Origin of the sequence: Embleya sp. NPDC059237 (genome assembly GCF_042754105.1) — a bacterium.
GTDB lineage: Bacteria > Actinomycetota > Actinomycetes > Streptomycetales > Streptomycetaceae > Embleya.
In genome coordinates this window covers 280,009-297,063 of record NZ_JBHZAE010000010.1, presented here as the reverse complement: position 1 = coordinate 297,063, position 17,055 = coordinate 280,009, and the positions used below count along the sequence as shown (strand labels likewise).

At 70.1% G+C, this 17,055-nt stretch carries 28 protein-coding genes and 1 tRNA gene; 3 read left to right on the top strand and 26 right to left on the bottom strand.

The window, feature by feature from the left end; all coding sequences use genetic code 11:
* Position 1 precedes the first annotated feature (1 nt).
* The 8 genes from ACFXKZ_RS30095 to ACFXKZ_RS30060 are packed head-to-tail and all read right to left on the bottom strand — an operon-like array spanning position 2 to position 4,112.
* A complete protein-coding gene (locus ACFXKZ_RS30095; protein WP_380004227.1) occupies positions 2–316 on the bottom strand; it encodes a hypothetical protein in 315 nt (104 codons plus the stop codon).
* Positions 313–921: a class I SAM-dependent methyltransferase gene (locus ACFXKZ_RS30090; protein WP_380004226.1), complete on the bottom strand. Its 609-nt coding sequence runs from the start codon at positions 919–921 to the stop codon at positions 313–315. The genes ACFXKZ_RS30095 and ACFXKZ_RS30090 overlap by 4 nt, the downstream gene beginning before the upstream one ends.
* Positions 918–1,622 carry a hypothetical protein gene (locus ACFXKZ_RS30085; RefSeq protein WP_380004225.1) on the bottom strand — a complete coding sequence of 235 codons (705 nt, stop codon included), beginning with the start codon at positions 1,620–1,622 and terminating at the stop codon, positions 918–920. The genes ACFXKZ_RS30090 and ACFXKZ_RS30085 overlap by 4 nt, the downstream gene beginning before the upstream one ends.
* A gap of 43 nt (positions 1,623–1,665) precedes the next feature.
* Entirely contained in the window at positions 1,666–1,944 is a 279-nt protein-coding gene (locus ACFXKZ_RS30080; protein ID WP_380004224.1) for a hypothetical protein, read from the bottom strand.
* Positions 1,941–2,204, bottom strand: a complete 264-nt coding sequence (locus tag ACFXKZ_RS30075) for a hypothetical protein (protein ID WP_380004223.1) — start codon at positions 2,202–2,204, stop codon at positions 1,941–1,943. Before ACFXKZ_RS30075 ends, ACFXKZ_RS30080 begins: the two co-directional genes overlap by 4 nt.
* Before the next feature lie 9 nt (positions 2,205–2,213).
* Positions 2,214–2,516, bottom strand: coding sequence for a hypothetical protein (locus ACFXKZ_RS30070; protein WP_380004222.1), 303 nt, complete (start codon positions 2,514–2,516; stop codon positions 2,214–2,216).
* Positions 2,517–2,526: 10 nt separating this feature from the next.
* Entirely contained in the window at positions 2,527–3,672 is a 1,146-nt protein-coding gene (locus tag ACFXKZ_RS30065; RefSeq protein WP_380004221.1) for a DUF4082 domain-containing protein, read from the bottom strand.
* A 35-nt stretch (positions 3,673–3,707) separates the two neighbouring features.
* The gene (locus ACFXKZ_RS30060) at positions 3,708–4,112 is read right to left on the bottom strand and encodes a hypothetical protein (RefSeq protein ID WP_380004220.1); all 405 of its coding nucleotides are present in this window, start codon (positions 4,110–4,112) and stop codon (positions 3,708–3,710) included.
* 119 nt (positions 4,113–4,231) lie between these two features.
* On the opposite strand from ACFXKZ_RS30060, the gene ACFXKZ_RS30055 reads away from it, so the two are divergent.
* Positions 4,232–4,864, top strand: coding sequence for a hypothetical protein (locus ACFXKZ_RS30055; protein WP_380004218.1), 633 nt, complete (start codon positions 4,232–4,234; stop codon positions 4,862–4,864).
* A gap of 133 nt (positions 4,865–4,997) precedes the next feature.
* Here ACFXKZ_RS30055 and ACFXKZ_RS30050 read toward each other — a convergent pair whose 3' ends face one another.
* The 9 genes from ACFXKZ_RS30050 to ACFXKZ_RS30010 all read right to left on the bottom strand — a co-directional run bounded on the left by ACFXKZ_RS30050 (position 4,998) and on the right by ACFXKZ_RS30010 (position 11,228).
* The gene (locus tag ACFXKZ_RS30050; RefSeq protein WP_380004217.1) at positions 4,998–5,219 is read right to left on the bottom strand and encodes a DNA-binding protein; all 222 of its coding nucleotides are present in this window, start codon (positions 5,217–5,219) and stop codon (positions 4,998–5,000) included.
* 83 nt (positions 5,220–5,302) lie between these two features.
* Positions 5,303–6,343, bottom strand: a complete 1,041-nt coding sequence (locus ACFXKZ_RS30045) for a hypothetical protein (protein ID WP_380004216.1) — start codon at positions 6,341–6,343, stop codon at positions 5,303–5,305.
* Positions 6,344–6,449: 106 nt separating this feature from the next.
* Positions 6,450–8,126, bottom strand: a complete 1,677-nt coding sequence (locus ACFXKZ_RS30040; protein ID WP_380004215.1) for a TROVE domain-containing protein — start codon at positions 8,124–8,126, stop codon at positions 6,450–6,452.
* A 111-nt stretch (positions 8,127–8,237) separates the two neighbouring features.
* Positions 8,238–8,383 (bottom strand) — tRNA-Ile (locus tag ACFXKZ_RS30035).
* A gap of 767 nt (positions 8,384–9,150) precedes the next feature.
* Positions 9,151–9,435: a hypothetical protein gene (locus ACFXKZ_RS30030; RefSeq protein WP_380004214.1), complete on the bottom strand. Its 285-nt coding sequence runs from the start codon at positions 9,433–9,435 to the stop codon at positions 9,151–9,153.
* A gap of 77 nt (positions 9,436–9,512) precedes the next feature.
* Positions 9,513–9,809 carry a hypothetical protein gene (locus ACFXKZ_RS30025; protein ID WP_380004213.1) on the bottom strand — a complete coding sequence of 99 codons (297 nt, stop codon included), beginning with the start codon at positions 9,807–9,809 and terminating at the stop codon, positions 9,513–9,515.
* 27 nt (positions 9,810–9,836) lie between these two features.
* Complete coding sequence (locus tag ACFXKZ_RS30020; RefSeq protein WP_380004212.1) at positions 9,837–10,283, bottom strand: hypothetical protein; 447 nt, start codon at positions 10,281–10,283, stop codon at positions 9,837–9,839.
* 109 nt (positions 10,284–10,392) lie between these two features.
* Positions 10,393–10,923: a hypothetical protein gene (locus ACFXKZ_RS30015; RefSeq protein ID WP_380004211.1), complete on the bottom strand. Its 531-nt coding sequence runs from the start codon at positions 10,921–10,923 to the stop codon at positions 10,393–10,395.
* Positions 10,920–11,228, bottom strand: a complete 309-nt coding sequence (locus ACFXKZ_RS30010) for a helix-turn-helix domain-containing protein (protein WP_380004210.1) — start codon at positions 11,226–11,228, stop codon at positions 10,920–10,922. The genes ACFXKZ_RS30015 and ACFXKZ_RS30010 overlap by 4 nt, the downstream gene beginning before the upstream one ends.
* Before the next feature lie 131 nt (positions 11,229–11,359).
* On the opposite strand from ACFXKZ_RS30010, the gene ACFXKZ_RS30005 reads away from it, so the two are divergent.
* Entirely contained in the window at positions 11,360–11,554 is a 195-nt protein-coding gene (locus ACFXKZ_RS30005) for a hypothetical protein (protein WP_380004209.1), read from the top strand.
* Positions 11,555–11,635: 81 nt separating this feature from the next.
* Here the strand turns inward: ACFXKZ_RS30005 and ACFXKZ_RS30000 are convergent, their stop codons facing one another.
* The 9 genes from ACFXKZ_RS30000 to ACFXKZ_RS29960 form a co-directional block, all read right to left on the bottom strand.
* Positions 11,636–11,986, bottom strand: coding sequence for a hypothetical protein (locus ACFXKZ_RS30000; RefSeq protein ID WP_380004208.1), 351 nt, complete (start codon positions 11,984–11,986; stop codon positions 11,636–11,638).
* Between the two features lie 78 nt (positions 11,987–12,064).
* On the bottom strand, positions 12,065–12,259 hold the full coding sequence (locus ACFXKZ_RS29995; protein WP_380004207.1) for a type II toxin-antitoxin system HicA family toxin: 195 nt from the start codon (positions 12,257–12,259) through the stop codon (positions 12,065–12,067).
* A gap of 148 nt (positions 12,260–12,407) precedes the next feature.
* Positions 12,408–12,788: a hypothetical protein gene (locus ACFXKZ_RS29990; protein ID WP_380004206.1), complete on the bottom strand. Its 381-nt coding sequence runs from the start codon at positions 12,786–12,788 to the stop codon at positions 12,408–12,410.
* Positions 12,789–12,962: 174 nt separating this feature from the next.
* Positions 12,963–13,358 carry a hypothetical protein gene (locus ACFXKZ_RS29985; RefSeq protein WP_380004205.1) on the bottom strand — a complete coding sequence of 132 codons (396 nt, stop codon included), beginning with the start codon at positions 13,356–13,358 and terminating at the stop codon, positions 12,963–12,965.
* Between the two features lie 162 nt (positions 13,359–13,520).
* Positions 13,521–13,919 carry a hypothetical protein gene (locus tag ACFXKZ_RS29980; protein ID WP_380004203.1) on the bottom strand — a complete coding sequence of 133 codons (399 nt, stop codon included), beginning with the start codon at positions 13,917–13,919 and terminating at the stop codon, positions 13,521–13,523.
* A gap of 132 nt (positions 13,920–14,051) precedes the next feature.
* Positions 14,052–14,276 carry a hypothetical protein gene (locus ACFXKZ_RS29975; protein ID WP_380004202.1) on the bottom strand — a complete coding sequence of 75 codons (225 nt, stop codon included), beginning with the start codon at positions 14,274–14,276 and terminating at the stop codon, positions 14,052–14,054.
* A 67-nt stretch (positions 14,277–14,343) separates the two neighbouring features.
* Positions 14,344–15,684, bottom strand: a complete 1,341-nt coding sequence (locus tag ACFXKZ_RS29970) for a DUF2637 domain-containing protein (protein ID WP_380004201.1) — start codon at positions 15,682–15,684, stop codon at positions 14,344–14,346.
* Positions 15,685–15,817: 133 nt separating this feature from the next.
* Complete coding sequence (locus ACFXKZ_RS29965; RefSeq protein WP_380004200.1) at positions 15,818–16,156, bottom strand: hypothetical protein; 339 nt, start codon at positions 16,154–16,156, stop codon at positions 15,818–15,820.
* Between the two features lie 194 nt (positions 16,157–16,350).
* A complete protein-coding gene (locus tag ACFXKZ_RS29960; RefSeq protein ID WP_380004199.1) occupies positions 16,351–16,593 on the bottom strand; it encodes a hypothetical protein in 243 nt (80 codons plus the stop codon).
* 165 nt (positions 16,594–16,758) lie between these two features.
* Here ACFXKZ_RS29960 and ACFXKZ_RS29955 point away from each other — a divergent pair, with 165 nt between their 5' ends.
* Positions 16,759–17,046: a hypothetical protein gene (locus ACFXKZ_RS29955; RefSeq protein ID WP_380004198.1), complete on the top strand. Its 288-nt coding sequence runs from the start codon at positions 16,759–16,761 to the stop codon at positions 17,044–17,046.
* The last annotated feature ends 9 nt before the right edge of the window (positions 17,047–17,055 follow it).

Sequence of the window (17,055 nt, the reverse complement as noted above, 5' to 3'; positions counted from 1 at the left end):
GTTACACCTTCGGTCGGGTCGAGCGGCAGCAGCAGCCGTACTCGTTGACGGGGATGCCGGTCTCCTCGAACTCGCTGAAGCAGGCGGAGCAGCAGGGGCCGACGTGTTCGAGCGAGTGGACGTACATGCTGTCGATGGTGTCGTTGTGCCGTTGCCGCGCGGGTGCGTCGAGGGGGGTGACGAGGTCGCGGTCGAAGCGCCGGTACCAGCGGAGTTGGCTGCGTGGACCCCATCGTGCGACGACGGCCGGGATACGGCCGCCGGTGGGCTGGTGCTTCGGTGTGTACGTGGGGTCTTCGAGCGGGGCGAGGGTCACGTCGGGCCTCCGTTCCGGTAGCCCACGATGATCTGGAAGGGTCCGACCGTGTGGTGGGCGCGGATGCCGTACCCGGCCTGTTCGAGGAGTGCCCGGTAGCCGTCGTGGTCCCAGGTCCAGCAGTGGTACTCGTAGTGGTGGTCCGGTGTCTCGTCGTGTGGTGAGGAGGCGACGAGGACGCGCGAGCGCTCGGCGATGCGGCGGACGAAGGCGTGCGGGTCGACGAGGTGTTCGAGCATTTCGGTGGCGACCGCGATGTCGGCCCATTCGATGTCGTCGGTGAGGACGTCGGCTTGGCGGACGTCCACGCCGCGTTCGTCGCGGGCGGCGGTGACGTTGGACGGCTGGAGGTCGTAGCCCCAGGTGGCGTGGGGTTGCGTGTAGTCGCGGAGCAGGCTGAGGAGCCCGCCGTCACCCGCGCCCAGGTCCACGGCCGTGTCGAGGCGGAGTTCGATGGCGGAGGCGACTACGGAGCGGGCCGCCAGCCACAGGCGGTCGCGGTGTGCGGGTTGCTCGAGGTGGGGTGCGCGGTCGCGGTCGGCGTACCAGTCCGGCCGGGTGTACTCGGGGATGGTGCCCTCGGGGAACAGGCGGTGCTCGGTCACGGGTTCGCCGCCCGGATGGCGGTGGCGTCGCGGTCGAGGCCGCCGGCGGCGACGAACGCCTCGTAGGTGGCCTGGTCGGCGTCGTAGACGGCCGGTGCGTTGACCTCGTCGTAGCGGTCGTCCCATGCGGCTTTGCCTGCGGAGGGGTGGACGTGTTCGACGATCACGTTGGGCATCCAGGTGATGGCGTCGAGGGCGTGGCCGAGGTCGAGCCAGTAGTTGTCCAGGTACAGGTGGATCAGCCCGGTGGGGACCATGCGGCCGAGGGTGGTGACGATGTTGCTCGTGAGGGCGACGGCGGTGGGTAGGCGCTGCCGCATGAGGAGGTCGTCGCCGTAGACCAGGCCGGCGCCGTGTTCGGCGCGCAGGCGGTCGAGTTCGGCGAGGAACGCGGTGTCCCAGCCGATGGTGCGGGGGCGGTGGTCGTCGCCCATGAATGCGATCGCCCGGTAGTGGGTGGCGTGTTCGGTGGCGAGGGCGTTGAGGGTGCCGCCGAGGCGCAGCCGGGGTCCGGTCTGGAGGATGACGGCCGGTTCGTTGTGGGCGTCGACCAGGGCGCGGTAGGTGGGGAGTTCGGGGTCGTCGTCGTCGACGCCGAGGAGGAGGTCGGTGGACGGTCCGCAGTGCCAGGTGTCGAGGAGTTCGGCAACGGCGTGGGGTCGGCCGCGGGTGGGGACGAGGACGAGGAGGTCGCGGGTCACTGCTGCTCCGTCGGGTGGCGGGCGCCGGGGGTGGCGGGGTGGGTCAGCGTTCGGTGGGCGTCAGCCGTGTTCCGTCGGCGCGGTACCAGCCGACGCCGGTGAGGAACACCTGTCTCGGCTCCGCCATGACGGCGAAGTGGGGGGTCATGGATTCCGCGTCCTCGGGGACGTTGTGTGCGAGGAGCCGGACGTGGACGGTGCCGTCGTCGTCGACGCGCGCGTGGAAGGCGACGGCGTCGAGGAGCGGGAGGATGGTCAGGACTTCCGGGAGCACGTCGCGGTGGACCGTCATGGTGATCGGCTTCTCGGGAAGGCGCTTCACGGCCGGTCCGCAGTGTCCGTTGCGTACTCCACGACGTGGGCGCCCAGGCCCTCGTGGGTGCATCCGAGGAACATGATCGCAAGCTCGTCCTCGTCGGCGGTGTGGACCTCGAGGTCGGGGTGTTCGGGGAGGGCGACGCCGGAGCGGGCGAAGGATTTGCGGGCCAGGTCCTCGATGAGGGCGGCGGGCATGCCGTCCGGGTAGAGGTGGACGGCGTAGGGGATCCGGCAGCGGATGCGGCGGGTGGCGGTGTCGGTCACGGTGCTCCGTCAGGTGATGTCGAGGATGCCGACGGGTTCGACGACGAGTTCCGGTGCGGCGGTGATGCGCAGCCAGACGGTGTGGCTGCCGACGGCGGGCGCGGCGGTGCCGCCGGGGCCGACGAGGATCTGGGCGCGGGGCCCATCCCACTCCCCCGCGATCCAGTCCGTGTCGCCGGGGCGTGTGTCGCGGTCGACGAACGCGAACTCGACGCCCCAGGCCGGGTCGGGTGCGGTGCCGGCTCGGGCGACCGGGACGGCGAGGTGTTTGCGGGTAAGGCGGTTGCGACGAACTTCGACGAGGGTGATCACGGGGTGCCTCTCATGCGAGGGCGCCGAGGGTCCACGGGTCGGTGAGCGCGCCCAGGCTGATGTCGTGGCTGTGGTCGCCGGCCGTGAGAATCACGGGGTTGCCGACGCGCTCGGCACTCGGGATCGCCGCCGGCCGCAGGGTGACGGACCCGGGCGCCACGCCGGGCGCGCCGACGGTGGTCGTGGGCGGGACCGTGTCGGGACGCAGGATCGCCGCGCCGGGGTCGACGGTGGGCGTGCCCAGGGTCGTGGTGGGTGCGATGGTGGTCGGGCCGAGGGTGATCGGAGCCGGTGTGACGGCTGGCGCTCCGACCGTTGCCGATGCGGGGATGCCCTCGGGACTCAACGTGATGGCCCCGGGGGTGAGCGTGGGCGTGCCGAGGGCAACCGTGGACGGGATGGCGTCCGGGCGCAGTGTCGCGATCGCGTCCAGGGTCGGGGAGCCGACGACCGCGGTGGGCGCGATGCCTTGCAGGCTCAGGGTGACGGGCTCCGGGCCGACGGTCGGGGTGCCGAACGCCGCGGTGGAGGGAATGCCGGCGGGTGCCAGTGTGACCGGGGCCGGGGTGATCGTCGGAGTGCCGAGCGCCGCGGTGCTCGGGATGCCGGTCGGGCCGAGGATCGTGCCGCCGGGGTCGACGTCGGTGACGGTGATGTCCGACAGGTAGGCGTTGGCGTTGAACGTCTGCCGGGGGGCGACGCGGGTGGGTCCGTATTCGTAGCGGCCCTGGCCGTTGGGTGAGGTGATCGCGGCGGAGGCGGGCGCGGTGATGATGCCGTTGGTGATGCCCGAACCGCCGGGGCCGGTGGAGAAGTACGCGGCGATGCCGGTGGCGTAGCGGTCCGGGTGATGGATGGACACGATGTAGCGGGTGGCCGCTTCCAGGCGGACGGGCGCGGCAAGGGCGACCGTCTGCCAGCCGACGCCGGAGACCGCGAACGTTGCTGCGGTGCCGACAACTTCGGCGTCGGTGTCGACGACGTAGACGGAGCCGGTGATCGTGCCGAGTTCGGCGACCGTCCCGCGCCAGAAGTGGAGGTGGGTGGCCCAGCCGGTCGCGGACAGTACGAACTCGGTGCCCAGGCTGACGGGCGTCTGCTCCGAGGAGCTGGTGGTGAGGCCGTCGGTGGCGGGCCAGATACGCGAGGCGGTCACGGGCGGGTCACCCCCGGCAGGCTCGGGCTCGAGGTCTACAGGGCGAAGATCTTGGATGCCGAGTTGTCCCAGGCGATGTCGACCTGGGCCGAGTTGGGGGTATACGGGAGTCCGCTGCCCGTGTCGATGTAGGCAACGAGGCTGGACGTCGAGGCGGTTCCGGTGTCCTTGTAGATCACGATCGCCTCGACGGTGGCCCCGACGACGTTCGGGATGCTGACGTCGGCCGCGTCGAACACGCCGTTCGCGACGGTCTTGGAGGCGAGCGCGCCGGAGGTGGCGATGCGCGCGGGCGCGGGGATGTCGGAGAGGTTGGCGTGGCTCGCGCTGTAGGTGTAGGCGCCGGTGTCGACCAGGACGGCCTTGAGGGTAACGGAGGTGAGGTCGAGGCCGGCGGAGAGAAACGCCTGCTTGGCCAAGGGGTAGACAACGTTGGCCATGGGGCCCTCCGTCGGTGCGTGCCACCCGGATTTCGGGGGCGGGGTTCGATGATCAACGCCTGCCGCGGCGTTGCCGCCGCTAGCCTGGCGACCTTGTCGCGCGTCGAGGGGTGGGGACCGTGCTGGGCAGGGCAATGGCGGCCGTGATCGTGGTGGGGCTGACGACCGCGGGCTGTGCGGACGGTGGCGACACCGATCCGAGGCATCCGTTCGCGAACGCGCCGATCGCAACGACGTCTCCCCCGCGCATCCTCGTGGTCCCCACCACAGCGGCGCCGACCGCGCCGGCGGAGAGCCCGCTCCCGCCGTTGCCGACCGCGCCGGGCATCCCGACCGAGGTGGACTCGACGGGCCGGGTCGGCGAATGGCTGCGCGTCCAGGGCGCAGCGGTGCGCGTGCGGCGCGTGACCTATGACCCGTGCCTGTCCGACCTGTTCCCTGCCGGGCCGGGTCGGACCTACGCGCTGGTGGAGGTCGACGTCCGCAACGACACGTACCCGGGCACTCCGATGTACGGGGCGTTCGACTGGGAGTTGCAGTACCGCAGCCAAGGCGCCCAGCAGAAGGCCAACGTGGGGGTCGTCGGCTGCCGGGAGTTCGAGCACACCGGCGGGGTCCTCACGCAGGGCACGTCGGCGTCGACGATCCTGCCGATCGAGATCCCGGGGGACGCGCGGGACATGGTCCTGGCCTACGACGGCATGACGTTCTTCGGCACGGGCCCCAGGGTGCGTATCAGCCTGGGGCGGTGAACTCGTGGGCGGGCGCGGCTCGACACGGTACCCGGGCCGCCACAGCCTCCAGGTCGGGAGCGCGGGCGCCCGCCCACGAGATCGATCGACGCCCCGCCTCGGGGGTTACGGGGCGCCGGGTTCAAGGTCGCGGTCAGGCCGCGGTGGCGAGTTGTTCGGGTAGCGGCGGGGCCTTCATGGGCCCGTTAGCGGCCGTCCGGGGTTGCAGCTCGCGAAGGTCGTAGCGGACGGCTCCGCGCCCGTTCCCGTGCTTGGTGATGCGCCCTTCGAGGCCCCAGCGGCGGATGGTCGATGCCGGCCGGCCGGTCCAGGCCGCGGCGGCCTTGTCGTCGACGAGGTACTGCTCCAGGGACACGAGTTCACCCCCGGACATGCGAAAGGGCCGCCCTTGCGGACGGCCCCGTGAGTGCAAGATCACCAGTAGAGCAGAGACTATGTTCACTCGCTCTCGGGCGCAAGTCTGCGGACGAAGCCGCCTGGGCTAGGCTCGCCCTTCAGATACTGCCAACGAGGCGGTGACCACGTCTCGCGCTCGCCCTGTTCGTCAGCATCCATGCGCATCAGCAGTGCGTCGGATTGCGCAGCCTGAATAGCCGCCTCGATGACGAACAACCGCCCGAATTGATAGTCCTGGAAGTTGAGTTGCCCAGGGACAACACGGCCTGCGTCGAAGTAGATCTGTCCCTCTGTACCTCTCTCCAGGCGAGGCGCTAGGAAGCGGAGGCGCGCGAACCTGCGATAGTCAATGCCCAAACTCATCAAGCGCATGGCGTTCTGCAACTCCAAGGTGGCCTGCGCCTGGCCGTATTCCCGGTGAGTGGGTTGGACCATGTCATACCCGCGCCCGGTGGAACGCGGGACCCGTGCGGGTCCCGGCAACGGCAGGGTGGGGCCGAACCAGAAGGGCGACTGTCCCGCCGGACGCCAACGGGTGTAGTGCCAGACGAGTTCCTCGACAGCGGCCAGAAGCGTTGCCATCGCTGCCGGTAGATCTCCGGCGTCGGCGTAGCCACCGGCCTCGGCCAGGTGGGCTACCGTTTCCGGGCGTTGAACAAGGTCACTCAGGTCGACGCTCGCGAAATCGACGTCCAGGGCGAGTGAGCAGGCGTCGGTAAGGAACGTGGTCACGTCCGCCTGCACTTGCGGGATGGCCCTCGGCGATGGGTGCGTCCCATCGTGCTTGAGACTGTTGCGCATCGTGTTGAGACGCCCCATGGCGTTCTTGCTGGGAAGGACGTCCGGCGCCAGGACGCGATCGAGTTCCGTCCAGTACTCGGCAAGTGCCGCCTTTGTCTTCATGTTGACGCCGAGATGATCCGCTGCAAGTTTGACAAACAACTCGACGGCATCATGGAACGACAGAATGGCCGTTGCCGACAATGCCTCCGGGCGGGAGGCTTGTTCGACGCCCTGTTCGTATAGGTGCCTAATGAAGGCCAATCGCTGTATCGAATGGCTGTCAAGCGGAGGCCCGTTCACGGTGGCACCTTTCGTTGGAGCGTTGGGGAACCCGATCGACCTCAGCCTGCCGGCCCGAGGTCGATCGAGCACCGAATTCACCGTGTGATGCACTCCGCTATGACACTCACGAGGCTGTGCGCTGCTCCCACGGCCAGGTCGCGCTTCGGCCGGACTCCAGGAGCGGGATCATCCGGAAGGCCGCGTCGGTCAGGCCGCCGAAGGTGTGCCGGTTCGCCGCCCCCGACGGGGCGTGCCCGGTCCGATACCCGGCGAGGTTCCAGGTGTAGACGGGGACGTGGGCAGGCACGATCGAGTCGACCGTGAGCCCGGTCCGCGTCCACATGTTGCCGGTCTGCTCGTCGGTGACGATGAGGACGCGGTCGTGGTCCTTGTAGTGGTCGCGGACGGCGGCCGGGGTGTCGGTGCCGTCCTCCATGCGGAAGCGACCCATGACGGTCAGGACGGCGTCGCTCCGGTGGAACGGCACGGTGTAGTTCTCGATTCCGTAGCCGACCAGGTCGGCGTCGGCCGCGCGCAGCGCCAGCGCCGAGCCGAACAGCTTCGCCTGGTCGGCGAGCGTGATGTCGCTCGTGTTCGCCGTCGAGAAGGGGTAGCCGGGGAACATCGACGGCGACTGGTCGACCAGAACGAGGGTGCGGCCGGGAAGGGCCGGCACGTTCGCCAGCGAAGCCCGGAGCGCCTTCTCCAGGGCGTGACCCCACCGCAGGGACTGCACGGCGGTGTGCGCCGCGTAGAACCGGAAGGGGAACTGACGGGACCGAGCAACCTCTTCCGGGTCCGCCAGACGGGCCGCGACGGCCTCCGCAGCGTCGTCCGATACCCCGGCGCGGTCCATGTTCCGCAGGTTCCGCAGGAGCGCCATGTAGCGCATCGACGGGATCAGCGCCTCCCACAGCCGGCCCTTGTCCACCTTGTCGCCCGCGAGCGACAGCGCGGCCTCCCAGGTCACGCCCGCGCGCCGCAGTTCCTCGGAGTCGAGCAGGATGCTCGGATCCTGCGCGGCGAACTCCTGGAAGGCGGCGTTGCGGGCGAGCGTCGGCAGCACGTCGGGGTCGGGGACCGAGCCACGCTCGTGGCGCCGGTTCAGCGAGTGCGCGAATAGGTCGCCCTGCCACGGCCGGTCCGGCGCCGGTGCCGCGTGCACCAGGTTGAGCACGTCGCCGAAGCGGTAGCCCTTGCTTCCGGTGTCGTACTTGAGCAGCGAATGCTCGGTGTACAGGCGGCGAACGGCGTCGGCGATGCCGCGCTTGATCGGCTTGGGTACGGCGCGGCCGTAGCGCGCGGTCCAGTAGCCGAGGAGTTCCCCCGGCTCGTCGGCGCGAGCGAGCGCCGCGTCCACGACCTTGCGCGAGTGCCCGGTTCCGCCCGTCGCGGGCACTGTGCGGGTGCCGACCTCGGACATGGTGGCGGTGCGTGCCGACGTGGTCGGGGCACGGTCCAGGCCGGCGTCGAGACGAGCCTTGACGGTCTCGGCCGCAGCGACCAGCGCTGCGCTGCGCATGTTCGCCTCGTGGCGGAGCCAGCGCACGAACTCGACCATCCATGCCGGGTCTTCGACGGCGACGGTGCGCACGAGCGCGGTGTAGCGGTCGTCGCGGTCGCCGCCGGCTTCGTAGAACGTGTCGGTGCCGACGAAGTTGGCGACGGCAAGCAGGAACAACTCGCTGCGCGCGTCGCGGAGGTGGCCGACACTGCCCTGGTGATTCGTCGTGGTGCGCCCGGTGGTGGTCACGGGCGAGAGGACGGCGGGGCGTGCGGAACGGGTGTTGAAGCGGGTCATGGTGGCGGTCCCCAGGCGGGTGGGGGAAGGATCGGCGTGGGTGGGTGCCCGAGATCGAGGCGGCTGGGCTTTCAAGGCGCTCTAGGCCACTGAGCTACAGACGGCCTTGCGGTCGTCCGCCGGGATTCGAACCCGGGACCTCCCCGTTATCAGCGGAAGAACTCCCGGCCTGCGCACCGGGCACCCCCGACGCTGTCCTCCCGAGGTCGAAGCGGCGACGGAGGAAGGGCCCAATGCTCTACCACCTGAGCTACCGGCTGCCTGGGCAACCGGACGGGACTCGAACCCGCGACCGTTGGATTGAAGTATCCGTCGTCTGCGCACCGGGAGGTGCGTATGAAGTTGTTGTGCTTCCCGAGATCGAACGGGCGACGGTTTGCCCCTACCAGTGGGCAACCCTCCGCAAGCGGAGGGGTGGATTCGAACCACAACTCTGTTGAAGTACCCGTCGCCCACGCACCGGGTAGGCACGTGAAGCTGTCGAGGTCCAGAGATCAGTACGGCATTCGGTTCGTTTTCTACCAGAAGAAGTAACCGGTCGCCCTCGCACCTGAACGTCATCACTCTAACCCGACGCCGATCCGGTGGACACGCGGTTTTCCCCTCCCCCTCCGATGGCTGGTCCGGTTGAACTCGCGGCGTGTTCGGGCGGGTTCGCGCGCGTGCGCGGGGCGGGGGCTGGGGCCCGGGGCAGGGGAACGGGGATCGGGGAACGGGGAGACGCGCGTTACCCCTGACCCCCTTCGCACCCCCTTCCTGAGGGGGTTCCCGAGGGGGTTGCGGAAGGGGTTCCTTCGGAGGATTCGGAGCGTCCGGACCGAACCCTCCGAATGCCCCTGGCCTGCGAGTTCGTATGTCGGTGCGGGAATGGGTGCACGCGTGCCGCCGGTTGCGATGGCAAAAACGGGAGGGGGCACCGGAACCCCCTCCGGAGGGGGTTCCGCAGGGGGATGGGCAGGACGCTGCGGAACGCCTTCGCGGGGAGTGCGTCGAGCGCGCCCGGACCGACCGAGGCCAGGTCCGATCAGGGGGTGATGTCGCCGCGACCGACCACCTGGGCGGTGTAGTCGGCCGCCTGGACGACCTCGAACCGGCCGTGTGCGCCGGTCTCGTCGACGTGGAGATCACCGCGCGCACCGACCGGGGCGACGGCAGCCAGGGGGTACTCGGAGCTGATCGAGGCGGACCACCGCTCCGGGGCGCCCGCCGGGCGCTCGGCGCCGGGCGGATACCAGTCCCGGATGTCGGCCGTGCCGTCGACGGCCAGCCCATCCAGCACGATCAGGACGCCGACCTCGAACATGTCCATGATCATGAGTGTGTGGCGCAGCACCGAACGCCGCCACCGGGCAAACCCGGTCGGCGACGCTCGGGGCCGTGACGCCCTCAGTTGGTTGGCTCCAGGAACACAGCCAGAACGGATCCTTCGGGCGCCCCGTCGTCCTCGGACCAGCCGCTTCCGGGCCGCGCCATCTCGTCGGCGAGCTGTTCGTCGGTGAGATACCGCTCGCCCTGGTAGGTGCTTTCGGCGAAGTACATCCCGTCGGAGATCCGCGCAAGGGGGCTGTACCCGTTCCCTTCGCCGTCCTTGGCGAGGATCACGGGCGTGTCGTTCGGGAGGTCCGCCAGGGCGGCCACGGCCCGGCGGAGGGCCCCCAGCGTGCGTGCGTCGTCGCTGTGCATGTCTGTCCCTTCGAGGGGTGGGTGAAGTCAGCGGCGGCCGGGTCCGGCGACCACGGCCGCAGCGAGGGTGCACCAGCCCAGGTGCCAGGACTGGTCCATGGCGGCGGCACCGGTCCCGAGGCAGCCGTGGCCAGCACCAACCTTGTAGAACTCGCCCTTCCCGATGCCGTTGGCGATCGCCTCGAGGGGCGACCGCCGATCGACCAGGTAGTGGGTCGCGGCCGATACGGCAAGGCCGGCCGCGGCCCGACGCCAATGGACGCCGAGGCCGAGGTAGCGGTCGGCGGCGGCGAGCGCGGCGGCCTGGCCGAGGGTGTAGGTGACGACATGGGCGGCGCACGCGCGATGGCCTTCGGCGCCGGGCCGGCCCTTGGTGAGGGCTTGGCGGTGGGTCTGGGTCCAGTAGTCGCCGACATGGTGGGCGCAGACCAGGACGGCCGCGACGGCGCCGAAGCGGGCTGCTGCTGTCGTCATTCGAACTCCTCGGACGAGTGGGCGTAGGCGTCCACACTGGCTGCTCCGATCGGGGCCGGCCCAGCGATCCGCATTTGTGCGGGATGCGTGCCGAGACGACCGAGCCGTGCTACGTGGATGCCGGCCGTGCAGGGGCGAGTTCCTGATGGGTCCCGGCGTTCACGACGACGCCTCGACCCGCCTTGGCCACGCCCTCGCAGTAGCAGCAGAGCATGTCGACGACGACGAACCGCCCGCGCGCCCGGTCCGGCAGTCGGCCTTTGCAGTCGAAGCACGCGTATCCGCCGCCCGGGGTCTCTCGAATGTCGGAGGCGTACATGCGCGGGCCGCAGGGGCAGTGCATCTCCCGGCCGTTGTGGGCGACCCAGTGAACGCGCCACAGCGCCGCGTCGGGGTCGTGCGGGCAGTCGCAGACCTCTTGCAGGTACCAACTCGCGGGGTCGTAGCGGACTCGGGACTTGATCCGCTGCGGCCGGGGGCAGTGCGGAACGCGGACGACCGGCATGGGGTCGGGTCGGGGCGGCGCGGTTCCGGGGCAGGACTCCCCGCTCCACCAGGAGTGCGGAAGCTCGCAGTGGACACAGAGCTGGCGGCGGTCGTCCGTGTATCGGAAGTCGTGCTCGATCGGGGCGTCGGTCACGCGTGCCCGCTCGGCGTGGACGGGCCGGCCGCGCGATGCGCCGGGGCGTCCGGAGGGAGTGCGTCGCGCAGGCGGCCCCGGATCGCGGCGTCCGGCAGGCTGGGGCCGTCCTCCAGGCGGGCGATTTCGCGCTCGTCGACGCCTGCGTGCTCGGCGAACTCCGCGCGGCTCATGCCGAGTTCCGTGCGCCGGTCGTGGACCGCCTGGGCGAGGGCGTCCGCCGATTCGATCTCGGCGCGGCACCGGAGCCGTTCGGGCGGTGCACCGTTGAAGTGTCCCGGTTCCCAGCGTGCGTGTCCGCTCACGATGCCTCGCAGTCTCGTCCCGGCAGGTGCACGCTCCCAGCGTGGCACGGCCGTCGGACGTGCCCACCCGTTCGGGCGCACGGTCCGGCTCCCCTGTGGCCGCCCGGCGCCGGCCGGGCTGTGCTGGGGGGATGGACGAGCATCCGATCGTGCGACTGACGGAACGGGTCATGCAGGCCACCGACCTGGACCAGGCCGAGGCCGAGGCGTTGGTCCGGCAGGTGTGGGACGAGGGCGTCGCCGAGGGTACGCGGCGGATGATGGCCGACCTGGCGGCGGCGCAGCGGGAGGCGGCGGATCTGCGGGCGCAGCTGGGCGAGGGGTGAACGGCCGTGCCCCCGGTCCACTGTCGGGGCCGGGGGCACGGTGTCGGGGCATTCGGTCGGGGAGGAGCCTCGCGGTGCGGTCTATCCCGCGCGGGTGCGGCCGACGTCGGGGGGCTCGGCGAGGTCTGCGGTTGCGGGCACGATCGGCCGGGCCAGCGCGCGTTCGAATTCGTCCCACCGGGTGACCTCGAGGGCGATCACGGTGCGGTCGAGGCCCGCGGCCCCGGTTGCTGCGGCGACCAGGTCCAGCGCGGTCTCGGTGGCCCGGCGCGCGGTCGCGGCTTCGACGGCGATGCGCACGGTGAGGTTGCCGTCGGTTGTGGTGCCGACGGCCGGCGAATGTTCGGCGAGCCTTTCGAGGACGACGTCTACGTCGTCATCGGTCGGCGCGGCCTCGATGTCGAGGCGGGCCGACCAGGCGGTCGCGGTCATGGTCGTGTCCTTCCGTGTGTCGGGTTCGGGAGGGGCGGAGTCCCCCGGGGAGCGGCGACCCCCGGGGGACGTGGTGTGTCAGCCGACGAAGCCGGCGCGGCGCAGGACCGCGATGCAGTTGAGGATGCTCCGGTGGTCGGACGGGGTGAATGGCAGCGTGGTGATCAGCCGGCCCCCCTTGTAGACCTTGTAGTGGTTGCCCTTGGTCCGCACGACGGTGAAGCCTTGCGCTTCCAGCGCCTTGATGAGCTTCTTGATGTCCTTGGCGCTCACTGTGTGCCCCTTTCGAGTTGTCGACCATCCCTGCCGGTGGGGCTTGCGACCCCTTCCGACCTCTCAAGTATGACACACTCATTTAGGGAAGTGCAACAACATCCGAGGGGAATCCCGCCCGCCTTGCCCGGCGCCGTCGCGGTGATGCTCAGCGGCGGCGGCGGGCGTGGATCTTCTCCAACCTCGCGCCGTACCAGCGATCCACGCCGCCCTTGTCGTCGTCGGCAGGCTCGTACAGGGGCTTGTTGCGGGACTTGTGCGATCGCAGTGCGCCGTAGGTCGTACCGAGGGCGTCGGCAGCCTCCTGGAGGGTGTAGAGCCCGCCCGGGACCAGGCCCTTCACCGACCTCCCGAAGTGCTCGCGCACGACCCGGTCGACCTCCTCGGCGTCGTACAGGAACCACTTGCCGCGCTTGCCGACGGGCTCGGGCCAGCGAGGGTCCTGCGTCCACTCCGTCTGCACGGTGTGAATCGAGCGGCCGTACTTCGTGGCGATCTCCGTCGTGGTGAGGCGGCCGTTGTCTACCATGGTGGTGCTGCCTTTCGTCAGTGGTCTCCGCGACTGCCCCGAAGTCAGCCATCCCGAGCCGGTGGGGGCTTGCAACGGACCTCGGTCCGTGGGCCTCGGCCCACCCCCGCCGGCTCATCGCGTTCGTGGGCCGGCGCCGCCCCGGCTCGTGGCCGGGGCGGCGCGGCGTTCGTGTCAGCTGTCGTCGTCCTCCTCGTCGAAGTCGATGCCGAACGCCTCACCCAGGTTCAGGGCGGCCATTCCGGCATAGTGGATGTTCGTCAGGATCGCGGTGATCCTCCACAGCTCGTCCCGGTGGTGCAGGAAGCCGGAGAGCTGTTCGTGGGCGACCAGCCAGTGCGCGATGCCCGTCTGTGCGAGCGCCTTGGCGCCGTTCTCCACGGGCTGGTCGGCGACCAGGTCCCAGGCGCGTCCGAGCGCGGTGTGCCACGCGTTCACGAAGTGCGGTTCCGCGCGGGGCAGCACGATCGGGATCGGCAGTGCGGCCATGACCGTGATCCACAGGATGTAGACGCGGCGCAGGCGCTTCGCCGCGTCGGCCTCCAGTTCACCGAATCCGTTGTCGTCCACGGTGTTCCCCTCTCGAGTTGTCAACCATCCCTGTCGGTGGGGCTTGCGACCCCTTTCGACTCCTCAAGTATGACACGCTCATTTAGGGAAGTGCAACACTCTGGGATGGGTGGATCCCGGGAGGGTTCGCCGCCCCGACCGGCTGCCGGGGCGGCGAGTGGACTACTCGTCAGCCAGGTCCGTCAGGATCTGCCCCGCGACATCCAGGGCCCTTTCGGCGGCTCCGAGATTGAGCAGCACGCCCGCGACCGCCCACCTGTCACCGGTGTGGGTGAACCTGGCGAGCAGGTCCATCGACACCAGCCAGTGGGTGATTGCGGTCTGCAATGCCGCCCGGACGATCTCCGGGGCCAACACCTGCTCCGGAACGATGGTCCACGCCCTCTGGGTCGCGGCCACCATGTCCTCGATACGAAGGTCCCCCGCCTCATGCTCCGCGAGGCTGGGCACCATGATCGGCAGGGGCAGCAGCCCCAGTACGGTGACGATGAGCTCGTACACCCGGAGGAGTTCGAGGCCCAGGTTCTGGGCCTCCTCCCCCATGTAGTCGTCGTTGTCCACGACTTCCCCTTTCGAGTTGTCAACCATCCCTGTCGGCGGGGCTTGCGACCCCCTCCGACTCCTCAAGTATGACACACTCATTTAGGGAAGTGCAACATTCGTTTGTAGGTGATTCCACGCGGACGTCACCGCCTACGGACGATCCAACCCCACCAGGTCCCCCTGCCGGTCGATCGACGCCACCAGCCTCACACCCGGCAGCGTCCGCGCATTCAGCCCCAGATGCTCCACCAGCGGCAGCACCTTCGCCAGCGGCTCCGCCATGGGATCCCTGTGATCACGATCGGGCGTGGTGAACTCCACCCGATCCCCCACCACCAACAACACCGTCACGGGCATACGCACCGTCTCGAACACGACTCCTCCGCCTCCGTCGATCCGACGCAACCGCCCTCGGCCACGCCGACCCATCCAGCACCGGCCGTCAACGCCCGGCGCCGGCCAACTCCAACTGCTCCCGCTTGCGCGGAAGACCGGGAAACTCCTTGCCCACCAGGGTCCGCTTCTTCTGGGCCTGCTGCCGACTCGCCCCCAGGCCAGCAGCGCGCAACGCGGCCTGGATCTCGCTCTCCTCCGGCCACCGCCCACCACCCACCCACAGGTCGTACACCACCCGCTCCGGCGTCCCCACCCGATACGGCCCCTCGTCCACCACCGGACGCGCCGCCGCCGCGGCCTCCGCGTGGCCGCGCGCCGCGGCAACCAACTGCTCGACCTCCCGGACCCACCCGGCACGAACCTCCGCCTCCTCCCGCCGCGCCACACCGACCTCCACCAGGTGCCCGGACACGCGATCGACCGCGCCCACTGCGGCATCCGCCGCCCGTCGCGCCTCCACCGTGGCATCCCGCCCGGCAGCCTCGGCCGCCTCCGCCACGGCCGCCACGGCGCCGTCGGCAATCCGCTCCGCCCGCGCCACGTGCTCGCCGACCTCCAACGCGCAGCGCTCCACCGACACAACACCGGCCGCCACGGCCTCCAGGTCCCGCGCCACGCACGTGGCGTCGCGCGCCACGTGCTTCGCCGCCGTGCCCACCCGATCGAGCACGTCAGCCGCCTCCGCATGCGCCCGCGCCACAACCTCGGCCGCCCGGTCCGCCGCCCCCATCGCGGTATCGGCCGCCCGCTCGGCGCGCTCCGCAACCGCGTCCACCTCCAGGGCCGCCACGCCGGCCGCCTCCTTCACCGCGACCCGCGCCGCCGCGCCGGCCTCCTCCCGGGCCTGCTCGACCAGGACGACGCTCCGGCCCGCACGATCGGCCGCCTCCACCGCCAAAGCCACCGCGCGCTCCACCGACGACACCTGCTCGGCAGTCGGCACCGCATCCGGCTCGGGCAACAACCGCACCAGCAACTCAGTCGCCACCAGCTGCGCAAGCGGCGGCGTCACCGCGATCGCCACCCCCAGGCCCGTCCCGTCGCTGTGCGCACAGTTGAACGCCAAACTCACCCCCGCCGAACCCGCCACCACACACCAGTACGGGCCCACACGGCGCCCGGACCGCTTCGCCATCACCACCCCCACCGTGCCGGTCACCGCACCCCCGTCCACCATCACAGCGAACATCCACGCGATATCGGCCTGGACACCGTGCTCCACCGCGATCACGGTCAACGCCGCGAACGACAGCCGGAACGCGAGGAACCCGAGGAACGCATCCGCGGCACACGCCGCGGCAACCGGAAGCCACCCCCCGGGGCGCCCCCGCGCCACAGGCGTGGCGCCCGCGCCACCCACCCGACTAGGGTTCGAAATCTGGGACATCGGAGTGCACACTCCCGTGTCTCTGGGGCCCCGGACGGCGACCTCTAATTCGACCGTCCCGGGGCCCTACTCATGTCTGAGGTCCGCCCACGCGCCCACGCCACGACACGTGGCGCAGCCGCCACATCAACGATCAGGCGGGGCGCGTGTCCAGCCACTCGACCGGCGGTTCGTCGGGGATCCACAACCAGGTGAAGTCCCCGTCCGTGCATGCGATCAGGTGCGGCGACACGGCCACCGTGCGCCCTTCGTGCCCGACGAGATAGCGGACCATGTCGACCACCTCCGCCGCCTCGAAGCGCTCCTGGACGAACGGATGACAGGCGAACATGTGGCACCACCAAACCCGCGCGGGCAGTGCCCGCAAGGCCGCCGCCGCCTCAATCGCGCGATCGAACACCCGCCCGAAGGGGGCAACCGGCGTCACCGTGAGGATCGGCTCACCCCGATGGCGGGTCCTGACCTGCTCCACCGGCGGAGAGTCGGACTCCAACAGCCGGCACACAGCCTGCTCCGACTCGATCGCAACGAACCGGCGGTTGCCATGCTGCTCACCGAGCGTGTGGTAAGCGACGGCGTACAACCTGCCGAAGTCCGAAATCGCAACGGCTCTCTTCCTCACGTTCCCCTCCCATAGGGTCGTCGGCGTCGAAGTCGGCCCGAACCTCAGACTCGGCGCGCCGGCCGGATGGACGCCCGGCGCACGCACCGGAGCTGCGCCGACTCGCCCCACGGGTCCACCAGCTCGTACCGCACGTCGTTGCGGCCCCGCGCGAAGTCGTGGATGCAGTGCCGGCAGAAGCACGGCACCGCCTCGTAGAAGCCGTGGAACTCCGACTTCGAACCCGCGTACACAACCAGGTCGTAAGGCTCGATCAGTTCGGCGGAGCGAAACAGGGTGTCGGACATGGCTGGCCCCTTCGGTCGGAATCACCGGGTGCTTCTGGCTCAACTTTAGGCCAGATCATTTGGCCAAACAAGACTGACCAAGTCGTCTTGACCAAATGATTTGCCCTGACTAGGGTCGGGGTAGGGCAATCGCAATGGCCAAACCGGTTGTGCGAGCATGCCGCTATGGCCAAGGACACCTACAGACCGAGCGCTCAGTTGCTCGCGGCACTTGAGGACTTCGAGGCGGCTCAGGCCGCGCTCGGGATCGCGGAGGCCAAGCTGCGCGAGGCCGCCGCCGAGGACATGCGACACCCGGACGCGAGCCCCAAGAAGCTCTCCGAGGTCGTGCCGTGGTCTCACGAGAAACTGCGAGGCATCGCCCGCGAGTACGGCGTCCCACTAAAGCGACCGCCCACCGTTCGATCCATCAGGGACACGACAGATTCGCCCGGAGGTTCCGCCTCCGGCTGATCCGGAGGC

Coding starts and splice junctions, on each gene's coding strand:
- ACFXKZ_RS30060 (WP_380004220.1), bottom strand. CDS start 4,112: ATGGCCAACGTTGTCTACCCCTTGGCCAAGCAGGCGTTTCTCTCCGCC.
- ACFXKZ_RS30040 (WP_380004215.1), bottom strand. CDS start 8,126: ATGACCCGCTTCAACACCCGTTCCGCACGCCCCGCCGTCCTCTCGCCC.
- ACFXKZ_RS30030 (WP_380004214.1), bottom strand. CDS start 9,435: ATGGACATGTTCGAGGTCGGCGTCCTGATCGTGCTGGATGGGCTGGCC.
- ACFXKZ_RS30025 (WP_380004213.1), bottom strand. CDS start 9,809: ATGCACAGCGACGACGCACGCACGCTGGGGGCCCTCCGCCGGGCCGTG.
- ACFXKZ_RS30020 (WP_380004212.1), bottom strand. CDS start 10,283: ATGACGACAGCAGCAGCCCGCTTCGGCGCCGTCGCGGCCGTCCTGGTC.
- ACFXKZ_RS30005 (WP_380004209.1), top strand. CDS start 11,360: ATGGACGAGCATCCGATCGTGCGACTGACGGAACGGGTCATGCAGGCC.
- ACFXKZ_RS30000 (WP_380004208.1), bottom strand. CDS start 11,986: ATGACCGCGACCGCCTGGTCGGCCCGCCTCGACATCGAGGCCGCGCCG.
- ACFXKZ_RS29990 (WP_380004206.1), bottom strand. CDS start 12,788: ATGGTAGACAACGGCCGCCTCACCACGACGGAGATCGCCACGAAGTAC.
- ACFXKZ_RS29970 (WP_380004201.1), bottom strand. CDS start 15,684: ATGTCCCAGATTTCGAACCCTAGTCGGGTGGGTGGCGCGGGCGCCACG.
- ACFXKZ_RS29960 (WP_380004199.1), bottom strand. CDS start 16,593: ATGTCCGACACCCTGTTTCGCTCCGCCGAACTGATCGAGCCTTACGAC.
- ACFXKZ_RS29955 (WP_380004198.1), top strand. CDS start 16,759: ATGGCCAAGGACACCTACAGACCGAGCGCTCAGTTGCTCGCGGCACTT.